We start from the raw sequence: 17,923 nt of genomic DNA, 5'->3' as shown, positions 1-17,923 counted from the left end.
TCTTTCAACAGGGGCACGTTGGAGGGAAATGAATGTGCCGGGCGAAGAAGAATACCGTACCCGCGGTGTTGCTTACTGCCCACACTGTGATGGCCCACTGTTTAAAGGCAAACGTGTTGCAGTGATTGGCGGAGGGAACTCAGGTGTCGAAGCTGCGATTGATCTTGCTGGGATTGTTGAACATGTGACCTTGGTTGAGTTTGATACCAAACTACGTGCTGACCAAGTGTTGCAAGACAAATTACATAGCTTGCCTAATACCACAGTGATCCTAAATGCACTATCGACTGAAGTAGTCGGTGATGGTTCACAAGTGACAGCATTGAAATATAAAGATCGTGCAACTGATGTAGAACATACGGTTGAGCTTGCAGGAATCTTTGTGCAAATTGGTTTATTGCCAAACACCGATTTCCTCAAAGAAACAGCGGTTGAGCTTTCAAACCGTGGTGAGATTGTGATTAATGATCGCAACGAAACCAATGTCAAAGGTGTATTTGCCGCAGGTGACTGTACGACAGTACCTTACAAGCAAATCATCATTGCCACAGGTGAAGGCGCGAAAGCATCTCTATCTGCTTTTGATTATATTATTCGTTCTGGGCTGTAAGTGTGAAATGAAAAAACCAACGCTCTCGCAAAATATACGTTGGCTTTTTCCCTTTATGTTGTATCGCTGATCTTTGGTTTTACCCTTGATAGGAACTGAGTCGCTAACAGCTCAGTTCCTTTTTTTCGTTTAAAGCAAATATCTTGTACAAAGAAAAAGCCAAAGTGCTCCCCAGTCACTTTGGCTTTTTCATTTAGTTGTTGTTTATTGTTATTCTTTGCCCAGTTTTTGTTTTGAAACTCTGAGTGTGGTCAGTACTCGGTTTCTTTTCTACTTTCCCCAAGGTTAGACGCTAAATAAGTTCAATCCTTTAAATTTTTCTAACAGTTGTTGCTGTGTTTCAACGTGTTCTGGATGTGGCTCGATACAAGCAATTGGGCAAACATCGACACAGGTTTGGGTATCATAAAAACCAACACACTCGGTGCAGCGGTTGACGTCTATTTCATAAATTTTATCACCTTCAAAAATAGCGGTATTGGGACATTCGGGAAGACACATATCACAGTTAATACAAGCATCCGTTATTTGTAGTGCCATAGCATTATCCCCGGTCAGCTTGCGATATAAGCCAATGCAGGCGCTGAAATGTCAGTGCTTGAATGCGGTAAGTTACGAATGAGTAGGGCATAGCGCATGTCGACATCAGCAGGAACAGGGATTTCAACCACATGCCCTGAGCCTTTCGCTTCAAGTATTGGATTACCTTTTTTATCGAGGATTTCTGTCAGTTTAAAAGTGATGTTGCCTGAAGTGGTCATGAGTTCGAGCACATCGCCCACTACAAAACGGTTTTTGACATCGACTTTCAAATAATCGCCATTGCGTTCCAAAATTTCACCGCAGTATTGTTGATGGTCAAAACTGGATGAACCATTCTCATAGTTTTGATATTCGCTATGTACGTGGCGACGTAAGAAACCTTCGGTATACCCACGGTTGGCCAGACCTTCGAGTTGTGTCATGAGTGAAGAATCGAAAGGTTTACCTGCGAGCGCATCATCTATGGCTTTGCGATAAATTTGCGCTGTACGCGCACAGTAAAAATAAGACTTGGTGCGCCCTTCAATTTTTAAAGAATGGATGCCCATTTGGGTTAAGCGTTCAACATGCTGTACCGCGCGCAAGTCTTTTGAGTTCATAAAGTAAGTACCATGTTCGTCTTCTTCAGCAGCAAACATGTCTTCATCATGACGTTGTAGTAATACGGGTTCATCAAACTGATGCTGTGCTTGCATATGCAGTTCATCAGCATCAGAGTTTGAACAGCAATTGGAGTCTGTATTCAGATTCTGGACTGGGATTACATCACCATTTTCATCTTGCGTAGTCTCATGAACTTTGTATTCCCAACGGCAGGCATTGGTACATGCCCCTTGATTGGCATCACGCTTATTCATATAGCCTGAAAGCATACAACGTCCAGAGTATGCCATGCATAGCGCGCCATGCACAAAAACCTCAATTTCCATGTCAGGCACTTGCTGCTTAATTTCTTCAATTTCATCAATGGATAGTTCACGGGACAAAATAACACGAGTCAGTCCCATATTTTTCCAAAACTTCACAGTAGCCCAATTGATGGCATTGGCTTGAACCGAAAGATGCACATCCATGTCTGGAAAATGTTCGCGTACCATCATAATTAGCCCTGGATCCGACATGATCAGGGCATCGGGTTGCATCGCAACCACAGGTGTGAGGTCGCGAATAAAGTTTTTGAGTTTCGAGTTATGCGGTTGAATGTTGACGACCACATAAAACTTTTTTCCTAAGTCATGCGCTTCTTGAATGCCGATAGCCAGATTGTCATGATCAAATTCATTATTGCGCACACGTAAACTGTAACGAGGTTGTCCGGCATAGACTGCATCTGCACCATAGGCAAATGCATAACGCATATTTTTAAGCGAACCTGCAGGAGAAAGAAGTTCAGTAACGTGATGAATGCTCATGATTAAACTAAGGCATAAAAAAAATATGGGTTTATTGTAGGGCTTTAAAAAATAGATTCAACCTAGTAAACAACTCGGAATTTAAACGGTTATAGACGCGAAAATTACATGTTCAAACGCTGGATGTGAGTGCTTAATGATAAATATCTGGATCTATGGTCTTATGTGGCTAAGGATAGAAGTAAATTTAAATATCCTTGTTTTATAAAGTAAAAGATCTGTTATATAAAACTTATCTGAGGTTTTAATCATCGAGAAGCTGGGGGGCTTTGCGGCCTTTTATCCGAAATAATTGTGGATCATTTTTATTAGATTCGAGGTTAGGCTAGATTTTTTATTTTTGAATTTATTAAAAAATTAAAGAAAATAAGGATAAAAATCCTGCATTGCCCACGAATGGTTTGAGTAAATAGGTAGCAAAACCGAGTAATACCCATATTCTAAATTCTGCGTTGATGTGTTTTATATATCTAGCCCTGCTTCAAGATGTCTTAAAATTTGACAATCATCAATGGTTGATTGAGTTGCGCAAGATTGTCGAAGCTGTTGTAGTTGTATCTGGAATTTTTGCAATTCAATGATTTTTTGTTCGACTTGTTTTAAATGTTCATCGATCAGTTGATTGACCGCACTACAGTCTTGTTGAGGCTTTTGTTCCAGTTCAATCAGGTATTCAATTTCTTTGAGTGAGATATCCAGCGCACGGCAACGTTTAATAAAAACGAGTCGTTTAAGTGCATCATCTTGATAATAGCGATAGTTATTTTCTCCGCGAAAAGAGGGTTCTAATAAATGCTTTTTTTCATAGAAACGAATGGTATCGGCACTTAATCCTGTTTTATGGACTAAGTCTTTCATCAAATAAATAGGAGATGAGTTTTGTTGATTCATTTTGCTTGACCTTAGAGCGACTCCATAGTTTTTAATCATAATAGATAATGATTACGTCTGAATAGAGGTTGTGTATATGGCATGTTCTTCTTGCAGTTGTGCACCCGCACCGCAAAAGCCAAATAGTAAGTTTAGAACGGCATTGTGGATTGCCTTATTTATCAATTTAGCCATGTTTGTGGTAGAGCTCATTGGTGGGGCTTATGCACATTCATCATCTTTATGGGCCGATTCTTTAGATTTCTTTGGTGATGCAGTCAACTATGGTATTTCACTGGCGGTGCTTGGTGCGAGTTTGTATTGGCGGGCGACAGTGGCACTGCTTAAAGGTATTACCATGGCGCTATTTGGTCTAGTCGTGATTGGTAAAGTGATATATGCCTATGCTTTGGGAATTCCGCCTGAAGCCATGACCATGGGTGTGATTGGCGTGATTGCTTTGCTTGCGAATGTGGTTTGTGCCGTCATTTTATATGCCTTTAGAGAAGGTGACTCTAATATGCAATCGGTCTGGCTCTGTAGCCGAAATGATGCGATTGGGAATGTGGCGGTTATTTTTGCTGCAATAGGGGTGTTTGGTACAGGTAGTTTGTGGCCAGACATAATCGTGGCAGGCATTATGGCGACTTTAGGTATGACTGCAGGTTATCAAGTGGTGAGCAAAGCATTATCTGAGCGTAGATTACAGCTCGAGAATTAAGAAAACGCTAGATTTCTTAATCAAAGTAAAATTATTTTCCATAAAAATGCTCCGCAGTTACTCGGAGCATTTTGTTGTTTACATAATAAGAATAAAACTCTGCTCATTTGTCGGATTGATCTGGCTATAATGGCGCCTAATTTATGATCGCTGTTTGCGATCGACTATGACTGAAACTTACTTTTTAAAAATATAGACGATGATAAATACAATCACTCAAGTGCTTGAGCAATTGGGGTTAAGTGCACAAAAACGTGCCATTCATGCACAATTTTCACATGCTGCATTAAATCATGACATCTTTTTGCAGCATATTGAAGGCACACATGCATTAAACCAAGGTTTAAACGTTGAATTGATCTGCCTCTCAACCAATGCTCTGATTCCACTCAAACAATTTATCGGGGTACAAGTCGCGGTCGATCAGGTCACAGACCAAGGCACATTATTTCGCAGTACAGGGATCATCACCCACGCCGAACAAGGACAAAGTGATGGTGCGCTGACCCTGTACAAACTTCGCTTAGAAGACGCAACGGCACTTTGGCATAAACGTCGCAACAGCCGAGTGTTTATGAATAAAAGTGTGCGAGATGTCAGTGAAATACTCTTTAAGGAATGGCAGAGCAAAAGTCCGCTATTTGCTGCTAGCCTCAGTCTTGATCTTTCTGGTTTAAATACAGAGACCGATGTTCGTCCCTTCATTATGCAGTCAAATGAAACCGATTATGACTTTCTAACACGGCTCTGGCGTAGTGAAGGCATCAACTGGCTAATTGATGAAGCTGAACTCTATGTACCTCATACTCGTCATCCGATTCAAGCCCAAAAACTTAGACTCTTGGATGACAACAGTCAGTTCCAAGCCTTAAAGCGTCGACAAATTCGTTTTCATCGTTCTAGTGCTACCGAACAAAAGGATAGCATCATCAGTCTGAGTGCACAGCGCAGCCTACAACCGACTGCAGTCCATATCCAACGTTGGCAAGCCGACCACCTGAGTCAAGAAGAAGGCGCAGGTTCAGTCCAAAGCCAGCATCAACACAGTACACAACAAGACAATGCTAGCCTCAGCCTAGAACAAGCGTGGCATATTAGCCCTGCATGGATGCAAGATTTAAATGGAGAAGATCAGGCGACAGCAGCATCAAACAGCCAAATTGAAAAACTCAATCAAACCCTGAGTAATGTCTACAACCAACAGGCGAAACAATTCACTGCACAGAGCACCGTACGTGATGCCCAAGTGGGGTATTGGTTTGAGTTACATGAACATCCTGAACTTGATCAACACAGTGATGCAGACAAAGAATTTCTGATCACGACCAAGACTTTCTATAATCAAAACAACTTGCCCAAAGATCTGAGTGAGCAAATTCAGCATTTACTGAAACAAAGCCAATGGTCACTCAAAACTAGCGCAGTGCCAAGCGAACGCCAAGCCAACCACCTAAGTTTACAGCGTCGTCACATCACGACCGTTCCAGCTTATAACCCGATAGAGCACCGACCAGCCACACACCCACAGCGTGCCAAAGTCGTGGGACCAAGTGGCGAAGAAATTCATGTGGATGAATGGGGACGGATCAAAGTTCGCTTCCTCTTTACCCGCAACGATGACCACAGCCATGACGGTGGTGCAGGCACCAATGACAATGATACAGACTCGGCATGGGTTGATGTCTTGACCCCATGGGCGGGTGAGGGCTATGGCGCACGCTTTCTACCGCGCATTGGTGAAATCGTGGTGATTGATTTCTTTGATGGCAATCTTGACCGTCCCTTTGTGGTTGGGCGGATTCATGAAGCGCAGCGCAGCCCAACGAAATTTGATCAGAAAGGTCAATTGCCAGAGACCAAGAAACTGGCAGGCATTCGCTCTAAGGAAGTAGGAGGTGAAGGCTATAACCAACTGCGCTTCGATGACACCACGGGTCAAATCTCGACTCAACTACAAAGTAGCCATGGTGCAACTCAGCTGAACCTTGGCAACCTCAGCCACCCCAAAGAAACAGAGACAAGTGAAGGACGAGGAGAAGGCTTCGAGCTTCGAACTGATCAATGGGGAGCGATTCGAGCAGGTGAAGGTTTACTGCTTAGTAGCCATAAACAAGATCAAGCTGCTGGTACACATCTGGATGCTCAACCTGCCAAACAACAACTTGAAGGGACTTTAAACAATAGCCAAGCGTTAAGTGACGTGGCGAAGAACCAACAGACGGATCCGCTTGAAGTTTTAGAAAACTTAAAAGGCTTCTTAGAACAGATTGAACAACAAGATCAAAACAAGGCAGATGCATTTAAACAAGCCATCATGATTCTCTCTGCACCAAACTCCATAGCTGTGAGCAGCAATGAAGATATTTATCTCTCAGCCGATGGTCAGATCAGCCAAAGTGCAGGGGAGAGTATTAACCTTTCTACACAGAAATCGTTGATTGCACATGCCAGTGACAAGATCAGCCTCTTTGCAGCACAGGGTGGGCTAAGAGCCTATGCAGGCAAGGGTAAGGTTGAAATCCAAGCGCAAGGTGATGCACTGGATGTTATTGCGCGTAAAGGCATTCAGATTATTTCTACGGAAGAACAAATTGAAATTAAGGCCAATAAGAAAATCGTGCTAACTGCTGGTGGTAGTCAAATTGAGATTAGTGGTGCAGGGGTATTACCGACCACTGCTGGAAAGTTTGAGAGTAAGGCGGGGCAGCATGTGTTTATGGGTGGGCAAAATATAAATGAAACGATTTTGGACTTACCAGAATTAAAAGATTGTGAATATAAGATGAAAGATGCTGCCTCAAGTGGTAAGTCAAGCGTGAGAATAAAATGATTAAGGGTAAGTTAAACTTTGAGGATTTTCAAAAATTTAACTACATATTGTATGACCAGTATCTGTTTAGAAATTTACTGGATATTTATGAAAGTGAAAAAGTTAAATATAAAGTATTAGCCATTAATGTTTTCAAAGAAAAACGGATTGCCCCGATAGTGATACGTATTGATTCAATGAGTCCAGCGCTATTGCAAGATTACTATGAAAATATTTATTTAACCGAACAAACCGAATATCTAAATAAATTTGATCAAATGGCTTTGGTACAGAACCTGATTAAGACGGATTTGGAGCTAGATGAGTTGGCAGAACAGTTAACAAAATTGATGCTCATAAATAAAAATACGTTATTTAGATTTTATGATCCGCGGGTACTGGTACACCTGTATATGTCAAGAGACCATCAGGTTTTAAATCCTGATATTGGTCGGTGGCTCAAGCGATATCGTTCAATTTTTGAAATCTGGTCATTTGATTTAATGGGGCATTCTTTTGAATTAAATGCCTTAGATTTAAGCCTAGAAAAATCTGCTCCAAAGTCTAGATTACAGCTCAAAAATTTTGATCAAATTAATTCCAATATAAAAGAGTTTTCCAGAGAAAATACAGATTTCCAAGCCTTAATGGACTTTATGGAAAAACAATATTTAGTTTTTGAGGTGAGAAATGACTGATAATAGCGTCGCAGAAAAATATAGATATGATCGTTGTGAAACTTGCGAGCGTTTAGGCTCATTCTATCCAGTTCGAATAGCTGTCGCCTTAGAGACTGGAAATTCTGATAATTTTAAGGTTAATGATAATTTTGCAAAGAAGTTACCAGCATTACCTAAAGGTTTAAAATATGTCTATAGAAGACTGAATGAAGGATATCTGTATGCCTATGCTAAAGAATGGCGTGTAGGGCAATATAATGATGAGAATGTACATGCCTACAATGTCAATGCCAATGGATTTATCAGTGCTATGGATAAAGATAGTATGGGGGTTCAACCCAAGGCCAAAGACTATGCTTGTTTTATAAATCCTGTTACCAGTAAACAAAAGTCAAGTTCTAATGCGATGTTACTTGATTTGTTTCCAAACAAAGACGTTTCACCTGTTGTAGATTTATTTTATTCAAGACATCAACTCAGCATTGAGAGTTGTAATCAATTTGAAACTGATGAAAATTTACGTAAGAAGATATGTAGTCAGATCAACGTTAGCAAGCCAACAGACTATCAACTCCCATATATTGATTATATGTCTTGTATTGAAAATAGCACACAAGATCAAATTGAAGTGGTCAAAAAATTAGTTCCTTGGGAAGCTGATTTAATCAAAGATATGGCTAAATATCCGTTTCATGAAACAGATGAATTTAGCGATGAAACTGGGGAAAGCACCTTTAATTTTCAGGCGATCAAGACCGATAAAAATAATAAACCTGTATTAGATCCTAAAACCAAGGAGCCATTGTTTGATGAGTCAGCTCCCGCTGTTCCGTATGTAACATCGAAAGAGCGCGTTATTGTCTTTAACGATCCAGTGGGGATTTTAGAAGATACGCTGTCTATTATTAATTATTTGGCAGAAAAGATTAGAACACCTGAGGAAGAACGGCTTTATCAAAGTGCGCTACAAATTATTAAACTCAAAGGTTTGATTAAAGCAAAAATTCACAGCGAAAAGTATTCAGAGCTCTGGAATCTATACGGTTTCCGCTATGGCGCTGAACATATGTTGGAAGGTATTCCTGAACAAGATAAAGCCAATATTCACGTGCCTATGTTTCCTACTCAGGATCAAGCAGAGAAAGCACAGAAAAGTATTGAGAAAATCCATGACAATATGATGTTGAAAAGACAACATTACATGGAAAACTTCTTTGATTTTGAAGAAAAAGATATTATTAAACTCACCAAAGATGTAAATGAAGAATTTGATACTCAGTGGAATAAAAAAAGTTTTTGGGGAATGGTGGATAGTTTTTCCGATAAACTCAAGCAAAAGGCCATGGATGATTGGTTAGAGCAACAGGCTCAAAAAATACTGGATTATGGAAAAACAGAAATTGAGCCAATCATCAAATTTTATATTGAGTGGCTTAAGTCAGATACTTTATTGAACTACATGGAGAATGCTTTTGATCATAAAAGTCCATTTTCTGCGAGTAATTTTATAACGATTAACTCCCGAATTGTTGGTAATGCGGATACCTTGGAACTATGTTCGAAATATTTTGAAGAGTTGTTACAGGAGGCGAATTATAGCAATCGGAAGAATTATCTGCTGAGAACTTTTATCTTTGATTCTAAATCCTTGCAGGATACCGTGAACTCGGTGAATGATTTTTTAGGTAGAAATCAGATCACGACTTTAGCATTTGCGGGAACACAATTTTTCGATGAGAGCAGTATTACGCAGCATGACAATTATAAAGAACAAGTTAAAACGATTAAAGAAAGTATTAAAGTAAAAATTGATATCTTCTCTGAGCAAATCGGTGGCACAGTTGCACGTGTATTCCATGGCCGTGCTAACCAAACCCCAGATGCTGCCAAAACGGTGGCAATGAAAAGCTTTGAGGTTTTTTCTGGGAAAACATTAACAACAAAAGCATATGCTGGAAAGTTAACTGATATTATTCAGCAAATTATGCGCGATTCGCCTATTAACTTTGATGAGGCTGAATCTCGACAAGCCAAGAAAAATGCTAAAAATGCGTTTAAAGTAAATTTGAAAAAAGCATTACTGGAAAATTTCAATACAGACATAGACTTCCACCGTTTAGGGAAAGTGCGAACCAAAGTTCATATGGTCTTGCATCTGGATACTCAACAGTTAGCAAAAATCAATCCCAATATGACTCAGGCACAAATAAGCGAAGCCATGCATGGCGCAGTGAGAGGGTCTGGACAAGTAGTGGCAGATAGCAAAGTGGCTGGTGCTTTGGAGCAAAGTAGACAATTAAACCAGTTAGAGGGGCAAAGCCAAAAAGTTTTTGCGCGGCAAGGTACGGGTTTTGGTTTTGGCGTATTTGCGTTTAGTTTACAGTCGTTGGCATTAATTAGTGCAACGCAAGGGGCTGCGAAAGGTATTAATTTACAAACAGGGACAAACTTTGTTGGGGTGATTGCAGCAACTCTCGGTAATATTGCGGATGTGATGGATCGGCAATTGCAAATGAGAATCTTACAATTGGGTGAGATTAAATCATTAGTCAAACTACAAGGACGATATGCTGTAGGCGCTAAAATTGGTTTATATGGGGGGGCGCTACTGTTAGCAGTGGTTGAATGGATGAAAGCATATGATGCTTGGCAAAAAGACAAATATATAATTACAGGTTTATATATTGCAAATGGCTTCATAGTTATTTTAACTGCACATGCTTTTCTACGTAGTTCGGTTCTATTATTAGGACTACGTGGTGGGTATTGGGGATTAATTTTAATTGGGGTATCAGTTGTTATTAGTTATGGCATTGATCTGTTAGAAGAGCGAGAAATACGTAATTTTCTTGAGGCTTCAGCATGGGGAACAAATAGTGAGAATTGGACTCAAGCTATAGAAGATACTAAATTTAAAAAGCTTTACGAGTAAGCATACATGTTAAGAGAAGATTACGAAACAAAGTTTACGACACTGAATCAACCCTTTGAGATTGGGATTCCCAATAAAAATGGACGATTGCGTCTTAGGGAAATTGATATCAAACGCCTAAAAACGGTTCATCTGTATCCGCATCGTCAGGTTATTCGTTTTAACTCTACTTTTGTAGAAGTCATGGATAGTTGGGAGTTTATTCGTGGGCGCGCAACAGCATTGGCACTTCCAATGTGGGCTGTATGTATCTTTGGTTTAATTCTATTTTGTATCATGGCCACAAGCGGATGGCAGGACGGAGTATATTGGTTTAGTATTTTTACGCTGATAATCGGATTAGGTGTTGTATATATTATTTATTCGAATTATAAGATGGCGAAGTATGATCTATTTGGACACACCCATTATCCAATTCGTTTTAATCGAAAAACACAGAAAGTTTATGCTTTTTCACCTCAACAACAAAAAGTCATTGAGCTAAACTGGCAGGATTTACGTTTTTCTGCTGTACAAGAAGGGCGGTTTGATATTGAGTTAAGAGCAAGTTTAGTCAATGAAGATAATATTGTAGAAGAAGAAATCATTTTCCCTTTTATTACAAAAATATATGGAAAAGAATTGGTTGATCAGCATTTGGCATTCTTTAAAGCCTATATGCAAGGTGATGATCTAAAAAGTATTGATGCGGTTATTCCAGAATTTTTTGATGTTTATAGCAGAAAAGAAAGCTTTAAGGAAAGTTTTGAACGTGTATATATGCAGTTTGATGGTGAAGAAATCATCCAGCAAATCCGCCCTGCGGAACGAGATAATGGAATAGCGACAGTTGCTTTTCCTTTATTCTCACTCATTATATTAAGACGCTTTGGAGTATATTTTTCAAAAATACCTCAATGGCCTACCCATATTGAGCAGGAATGTCAGATTGATAGTAACGACCCTTATGACTCAACAGGAAAACAACGTCATCTTGAACCATTAGTGTTCACTTTGACTGAAAAACTTATTTTATTTCTAGGCTGTTTAGTTGGAACCAGTATCTTTATCGCATTTCTGGCAGGATTGGCTTATTTAAGTTGGAACTATAGATAAGAATAAAACCAAATGTTAAGAGAAGATTACGAAACAAAGTTTACGACACTAAATCAACCCTTTGAGATTGGGATTCCCAATAAAAATGGCCGATTACGTCTAAGAGAAATTGATATAAAAAGCCTGAAAACGGACCAACTTTATCCTCATCGTCAGGTTATACGTTTTAACTCCACTTTTGTGGAGGTCATGGATAGTTGGGAGTTTATCCGTGGACGTGCAACTGCTTTGGCATTTCCAATGTGGGCTGTATGTATCTTTGGTTTAATTCTATTTTGTATCATGGCCACAAGCGGATGGCAGGACGGAGTATATTGGTTTAGTATTTTTACGCTGATAATTGGATTAGGTGTTGTATATATTATTTATTCCAATTATAAGATGGCGAAATATGATTTATTTGGTTATACGCATTATCCAATTCGTTTTAATCGAAAAACACAGAAAGTTTATGCATTTTCACCACAACAACAAAAAATCATTGAGCTCAATTGGCAGGATTTACGATTTTCAGCGGTTAAAGAGGATGATGATATAGAGTTAAGGGCAAGTCTAGTCAATGCTGATAATATTGTAGAAGAAGAGATTATTTTACCTTTTTTAGTACCAAGATATGAACCTGAGCTTATAGATCAACATTTAGCTTTTTTTAAAGCTTATATGCAAGGTGATGATCTAAAAAGTATTGATGCGGTTATTCCAGAATTTTTTGATGTTTATAGCAGAAAAGAAACTTTTAAAGAAACTTTTGAACGCGTTTATATGGTTAACGATATCGTAGAAAGAGTACAACAAAAGAGACCAAAGGAAAGGTATATGTTGTCAGTAGCCTTAAATATTATTTTTTGGCTGCCAACATTATTTTTAAGACGTTTAGGATTGTTGTTTTCAACAATACCTGAATGGCCTACCCATATTGAAAAAGAATGTCGTATTGAAAGAAATGATGCCTACGACTCGACAAATAAGCAGCGTCATCTTGCACCTTTAAAGTTTAGTTGGGCACAGATTTTAGTTATATTTTTAAGTGGATTAATTCTATTTAGTCTGGCTATTGTATTTTTTATAGGGCTTGCTTATTTAAGTTGGAACTATAGATAAGAATAAAACCAAATGTTAAGAGAAGACTATGAAACCAAGTTTACGACACTGAATCAACCCTTTGAGATAGGGGTTCCCAATAAAAATGGACGATTGCGTTTAAGGGAAATTGACCTGAAAAGCTTAAAAACGGATCAGCTGTATCCGCATCGTCAGATTATACGTTTTAACTCCACTTTTGTGGAGGTCATAGATAGTTGGGAGTTTATCCGTGGGCGCGCAACAGCATTGGCACTTCCAATGTGGGCCGCATTATTTTTTGCGATTTCTATGTTTTTATTTGCAATATATAGCCTATATTTTAAACATGTTTACTGGAGTATTGCTATAATTTCGTGCCTAACGATTGGTTTAGCTTATTTAGTCTACTCAAATTATCAAATGGCAAAGTATGATTTATTTGGCTATACCCATTATCCAATTCGTTTTAATCGAAAAACACAGAAAGTTTATGCTTTTTCACCTCAACAACAAAAAGTCATTGAGCTAAACTGGCAGGATTTACGTTTTTCTGCTGTGCAAGAAGGGCGGTTTGATATTGAATTAAGAGCAAGTTTGGTAAATGCAGATAATATCGTAGAAGAAGAAATCATTTTCCCTTTTATTACAAAAATATATGGAAAAGAATTGGTTGATCAGCATTTGGCATTCTTTAAAGCTTATATGCAAGGTGATGATCTAAAAAGTATTCATGCAGCTATTCCAGAGTTTTTTGATGTTTATAACAGGAAAGAAACTTTTAAAGAGAGCTTTGAACGAGTTTATATGCAGTTTGATGGTGAAGAAATCATTCAGCAAACCCGTCCAGCGGAGCGAGATAATGGAATTGCAACAGTTGCTTTTGCTCTATTCCCACTTATTATATTAAGACGTTTGGGTCTATATTTTTCAAAAATACCTCAATGGCCTACCCATGTTGAAAAAGAATGTCAGATTGATAGTAACGATCCTTATGACTCGATAGGAAAACAACGTCATCTTGCACCATTGATGTTTACTTCGACTGAAAAATGTATTTTATTTATAGGTTGGTTATTAGGAACCAGTATCTTTATTGCATTTCTAGCAGGATTAGCCTACTTAAGTTGGAACTATAGATAAGAATGGCTTTGTTGCACAAACCTATTCTTGAAGGCTTATTCAGCAATATAATTTCCAAATGAAGAAGCCTGCATCTAAAATCTACCGTACAGCGAATTGGTCCACTTATAACCTCGCATTAATAAATCGAGGAAATATCTCGATTTTGTTTGATCCTAAGACTCAATGGTACGCTCAACCACAAGGCAAACACGGACGAAATCAAACTTATGCCGATGCCGCGATTCAGTGCTGTTTAATGATCAAATCGCTATTTCGACTCTCTTTACGCATGGTTACAGGATTTGTTCAGAGCCTGATTAAACTCTGTGGATTAGATTGGACAGCACCAGATTATTCCACGCTGTGTAGAAGACAAAAGCATATTGATATTGCAATTCACTATCAAAAAAGTAGTAATGGACTTCACTTGCTCGTGGACTCTACTGGCTTGAAGTTTTAGGTGAAGGTGAATGGAAAAGGAAGAAACATCAGCCTGAATATCGTCGCCAATGGCGTAAACTTCATATTGGTATAGATGCTGAAATCCTTCAAATACGCGCTATTCAACTCACTACAAATAATGTGAGTGATTCACAAGTGCTTGGTGATTTACTTGATCAGATTCCACAAGGTGAGCAGATTGACGCTGTTTATACCGATGGAGCTTATGACACCAAGCAATACCGTCAGGTTATTGCAGATCGGCAAGCGCATGCGGTGATTCCGCCAAGAAAAAATGCGAAACCATGGAAAGATACAAAAGCCCATTCTCAGGGGAGAAATGAATTACTTCGAACAGTTAAACGTTTAGGCAGGACTCTATGGAAAAAATGGTCAGGCTATCATCACCGAAGTTTGATCGAAACTAAGATACATTGCATCAAATTATTAGGCGATAAACTGAGTGCTAGGAATTTTGATAGTCAAGTCAACGAGATTCATGCACGTGTGGCGGTGTTAAATAAATTTACAGAATTAGGCCGAACTCATACCCAAATTGTCACTTAAATTTGAGTAGATATGGGAAATCTTAATTTTTAAATCTTTGTGAAACAAAGCCGTATGAATTGAATGATTTTCCAAGCTTTAATATGCCATTTTGGACTAAATTTAGATTTAAGTTTAGCTTAATACCAAATTCATCTTGCTCCAAAAGTTATTCCATAGACTTAAATATTCAGTTTGAAGTTGCTGGAAATACAGAGCCTGTTCTGGTTTATAGCATTGTGTGAATAGCACCCAAATGTCGTCTTCATGATTGTCATCGTTAGCAAGGGTTGTATCACATGTTTCTGCAAGGCCATGACATGCATAGTAGCCTTGGGTAAATAAAGGATCATAGGCTGCGAGATTAGTTCTGAGTGCTTCACTAAACTTAATCACTTGTAATTCAGTACAAGCCAAAATGAGCAGCAAGTCTGCATAAGAATGAATATGTTCTTGAATAAATTGTGCGATTGCAAATGCTTCAGGCTCGGTCTGTTTTTGATCGGCGACATTGAGTTCAAGTTGCTGCATCAGTTGAAGGAAATAGACCAAATGCGATTTAGAGGGTGAGCTTTTCTCAAGTTGGTGGGTATTAAAACCCAATTCATCTAGAAGATTTAGTGACAACAAATAACGTGCATATATCTTGGCTGCAATGCGGTCTTGCTCCACGATATCGCTGTCGTGCTCAAGTTGCAGTGCTTGATACATAGCCATACTCAAAGCATCAGTGAAAATTTTAACAATGGCGGTAAAATAATTCAGATGAATAAATTTCAGCTGTTCAAGGCTGAGTTGGCATTGATGCAGCCGTGTCAGTATCAGATGTTGAAATAAAACATGTTCGGTTGTCGTTTGCTTTAAATGAATGATCGCTTGAGTATTGGCTGCCCATGACATTGAGCTTAAGGATCGTTCAATAAAGCGCAAAACTTCTGTGCGGGTATGTTCAGACTGGGTGAAGGAGAGTGCATTCATATACGAGGTAAATTTTAATTGTCATCATTTTTATCATAGTGAAAAAGATCCGACTCTTCTAGTGTTTTATTTATTTTAAAAACTATATATTTCAAATGCTTGAATTAATACCGGTATTGTTTTTTATAAAAAAACGGTGTTGCTCTAAATTTGATATATAATATCGTCTTCAATCGATGTATTTCGTTTTCATGTGCTGTTCTTTTGGGTTAATGGCTTAATTTTAAAGTTTTGTGCATCAGGTAAAATAAATGTCAAAAAAAGAAGACATCATTAACACAGCGCTTAATCTCTTTAACTCACATAGTTATAATTCTATCGGTGTGGATCGGATTATTAGTGAGTCTGGCGTTGCTAAAATGACGTTTTACAAATACTTCCCATCTAAAGCTAAATTAATTGAAGAATGCTTAGTGACCAGAAACCAAAATTTACAGCAGTCGCTTGAAGCGACGATTGCTGCATGTGACCCAAGTGATTATCTCTCCCATATTCGTGCAATTTTTGAATGGTACCATGCTTGGTTTCATACTGCGGATTTTAATGGTTGTATGTTCCAAAAGGCAGTTGAAGAAATTTCAAAACTTTATCCTTCTTCGTTACAGCCTGCAATTGATTATAAAGAATGGTTGAAAGGCAAGCTATGTCAGGCTTTGAATCGTCTAGGTGTAAAGCAGGATGAACAGTTGGCTGCATTTCTATCGAGTATTTTGGATGGCATGACCATACAAGCTCAAATTGATCCGAACCAAGTGCATTTGGAAGATTATTGGAAGCGTGTGAATACTTTAATCCAAATGGAACTTTCAGCTATCTAATGTATAAAATTTAATCTTAAAGTTAACCCAATACACATTATATTGCTGGCTTAAATGCGTTTAAAATAAATCACGTACAAATAAATAAGCGCGATAACGGTTAGGTTATCGCGCTTTGCTGATAATGATTATGTTCCATATCGCACATTATTTGACAATAATGCATGATATGGATATGAGCAACTTAAAGTGCCTTCTTATATTTTTTGTACCCTCTGAATGTTTTCGGTCATTCAGTATTTCAGCAAAAATAGACAGACTTGTCTGTTTTGTTGAATTATAGAGACTTTGTGGAGAAAAACAACCAATCTCTGATTATTTTGGCTGAAATTTATTCATCATGCTTAATATTCCTTAAAAACTGTAGGGTATTCATTATTTATTGTGTTATTCAGCCGAATGATTAAGGCACCTTGGGGGGTAAATAAATGGTAAATTCATTGATTGGTTCAATCAGAACACTATAGGGTTTGAGCTGATCTTCATAGCATACAAGATTGAGCCTTGCTAAAAGTTCAAAGCGAGCATAGTGCAGCGTTGCAGGTTTCGGATTTAAGCGGCCATGCCACACACGATAGCTGCCGAGTTTTCCATCGCGGCGATGGTAAAATCCTGCTAAAGGATGAGTCAAGAAGACCTGATAACTTTCTAAATTGGGAAAGCCTTCAAAAAGCCATTGGTCATGTTCCGACTGAGACAAATGTACATCTGAAGTGGCCCATGCCGATTGAGTTCGCATTTTATATTGTGTATATCGATCCTCTGCATCTTGCTGACAATCAAACTCAATCTGTGCAGGATGCCACGGTAGTTGCCAGACATAACGAGGAACGATTAGCGTCCAAGAGTCCAAAGTCGTTCCTAAAAACCAAACACAACGTTCCTGTGTTTCCTGATCAATCACGTAGACCCGATAATTGGTTTGCCCCATCGTGAATTTTGGAAAAGGATAAACCGCAGAGCTGAAATCGACATCGATGAAGGGCACTACCGACATCAGTGCATGTTGTTTGCCTTGGTACTGGACCGTGTCTAACTTAAATCGCGCTGGAATGATCTCTTTAAAACGAGCTGGGTCAACGGCATAAGTAATGAGGGCAAAATGCTGGAGTTTGCACTGTACATCGAGACCGCTGGGCTTGGGTTTTGGATGTAAATAGTCTTTAAATTTTAGTTCTGGAAAGGTCATGGGTTTAAATTCTAGATTTGTTATTTTTTTTAATATTAGATAAAACTATGCGTAGAGTAAATAAAAAACCGAAGCCTAAGCTTCGGTTTTTTAAT

14 protein-coding genes and 1 pseudogene are annotated in these 17,923 nt (G+C 38.7%); 10 read left to right on the top strand and 5 right to left on the bottom strand.

The genetic code is table 11. The annotated features are described in order from the left end of the window. The coding region (locus JZ787_RS11550) for an FAD-dependent oxidoreductase (protein WP_346312346.1) at window positions 1-610 on the top strand (610 nt) is incomplete at its 5' end. Between the two features lie 285 nt (window positions 611-895). On the opposite strand, the gene JZ787_RS11545 is transcribed toward JZ787_RS11550, so the two are convergent. From JZ787_RS11545 to JZ787_RS11535, 3 genes are all read right to left on the bottom strand, one after another. After that, window positions 896-1,150, bottom strand: a complete 255-nt coding sequence (locus JZ787_RS11545; RefSeq protein ID WP_346312345.1) for a YfhL family 4Fe-4S dicluster ferredoxin — start codon at window positions 1,148-1,150, stop codon at window positions 896-898. A 14-nt stretch (window positions 1,151-1,164) separates the two neighbouring features. After that, window positions 1,165-2,565 (bottom strand): tRNA 5-hydroxyuridine modification protein YegQ, encoded by a 1,401-nt coding sequence (yegQ, locus tag JZ787_RS11540; RefSeq protein WP_346312344.1) that lies wholly within the window; start codon window positions 2,563-2,565, stop codon window positions 1,165-1,167. Between the two features lie 462 nt (window positions 2,566-3,027). Continuing rightward, on the bottom strand, window positions 3,028-3,456 hold the full coding sequence (locus JZ787_RS11535) for a Cd(II)/Pb(II)-responsive transcriptional regulator (RefSeq protein WP_346312343.1): 429 nt from the start codon (window positions 3,454-3,456) through the stop codon (window positions 3,028-3,030). A 76-nt stretch (window positions 3,457-3,532) separates the two neighbouring features. Between JZ787_RS11535 and JZ787_RS11530 the strand changes: the two genes are divergently transcribed. From JZ787_RS11530 to JZ787_RS11495, 8 genes and pseudogenes are all read left to right on the top strand, one after another. Then, complete coding sequence (locus JZ787_RS11530) at window positions 3,533-4,156, top strand: cation transporter (protein ID WP_346312342.1); 624 nt, start codon at window positions 3,533-3,535, stop codon at window positions 4,154-4,156. Window positions 4,157-4,355: 199 nt separating this feature from the next. Continuing rightward, window positions 4,356-6,986 (top strand): type VI secretion system Vgr family protein, encoded by a 2,631-nt coding sequence (locus JZ787_RS11525; RefSeq protein ID WP_346312341.1) that lies wholly within the window; start codon window positions 4,356-4,358, stop codon window positions 6,984-6,986. After that, entirely contained in the window at window positions 6,983-7,663 is a 681-nt protein-coding gene (locus JZ787_RS11520) for a DUF4123 domain-containing protein (protein ID WP_183172921.1), read from the top strand. The genes JZ787_RS11525 and JZ787_RS11520 overlap by 4 nt, the downstream gene beginning before the upstream one ends. Next, window positions 7,656-10,577, top strand: coding sequence for a T6SS effector BTH_I2691 family protein (locus JZ787_RS11515; RefSeq protein WP_346312340.1), 2,922 nt, complete (start codon window positions 7,656-7,658; stop codon window positions 10,575-10,577). The genes JZ787_RS11520 and JZ787_RS11515 overlap by 8 nt, the downstream gene beginning before the upstream one ends. Window positions 10,578-10,583: 6 nt before the next feature. Further along, window positions 10,584-11,672, top strand: coding sequence for a DUF6708 domain-containing protein (locus tag JZ787_RS11510; RefSeq protein WP_346312339.1), 1,089 nt, complete (start codon window positions 10,584-10,586; stop codon window positions 11,670-11,672). A 12-nt stretch (window positions 11,673-11,684) separates the two neighbouring features. Beyond that, window positions 11,685-12,773, top strand: a complete 1,089-nt coding sequence (locus JZ787_RS11505; RefSeq protein ID WP_346312338.1) for a DUF6708 domain-containing protein — start codon at window positions 11,685-11,687, stop codon at window positions 12,771-12,773. Between the two features lie 12 nt (window positions 12,774-12,785). Next, window positions 12,786-13,874 carry a DUF6708 domain-containing protein gene (locus JZ787_RS11500; RefSeq protein WP_346312337.1) on the top strand — a complete coding sequence of 363 codons (1,089 nt, stop codon included), beginning with the start codon at window positions 12,786-12,788 and terminating at the stop codon, window positions 13,872-13,874. 58 nt (window positions 13,875-13,932) lie between these two features. Then, window positions 13,933-14,864, top strand: a pseudogene (locus JZ787_RS11495) (IS5 family transposase). A gap of 114 nt (window positions 14,865-14,978) precedes the next feature. Here the strand turns inward: JZ787_RS11495 and JZ787_RS11490 are convergent. Next, entirely contained in the window at window positions 14,979-15,821 is an 843-nt protein-coding gene (locus JZ787_RS11490; protein ID WP_346312336.1) for a hypothetical protein, read from the bottom strand. Window positions 15,822-16,072: 251 nt separating this feature from the next. On the opposite strand from JZ787_RS11490, the gene JZ787_RS11485 reads away from it, so the two are divergent. After that, window positions 16,073-16,639, top strand: coding sequence for a TetR/AcrR family transcriptional regulator (locus JZ787_RS11485; RefSeq protein WP_168158968.1), 567 nt, complete (start codon window positions 16,073-16,075; stop codon window positions 16,637-16,639). Window positions 16,640-17,042: 403 nt separating this feature from the next. Here JZ787_RS11485 and JZ787_RS11480 read toward each other — a convergent pair whose 3' ends face one another. Continuing rightward, complete coding sequence (locus JZ787_RS11480) at window positions 17,043-17,828, bottom strand: DUF2071 domain-containing protein (RefSeq protein ID WP_346312335.1); 786 nt, start codon at window positions 17,826-17,828, stop codon at window positions 17,043-17,045. Window positions 17,829-17,923: the final 95 nt, after the last annotated feature.

The sequence above is a fragment of the Acinetobacter sp. BWR-L5 genome (assembly GCF_039655985.1).
GTDB lineage: Bacteria > Pseudomonadota > Gammaproteobacteria > Pseudomonadales > Moraxellaceae > Acinetobacter > Acinetobacter johnsonii.
Note: the sequence above shows the minus strand (reverse complement) of the source record. Positions and strands in the feature narration are given on the sequence as shown.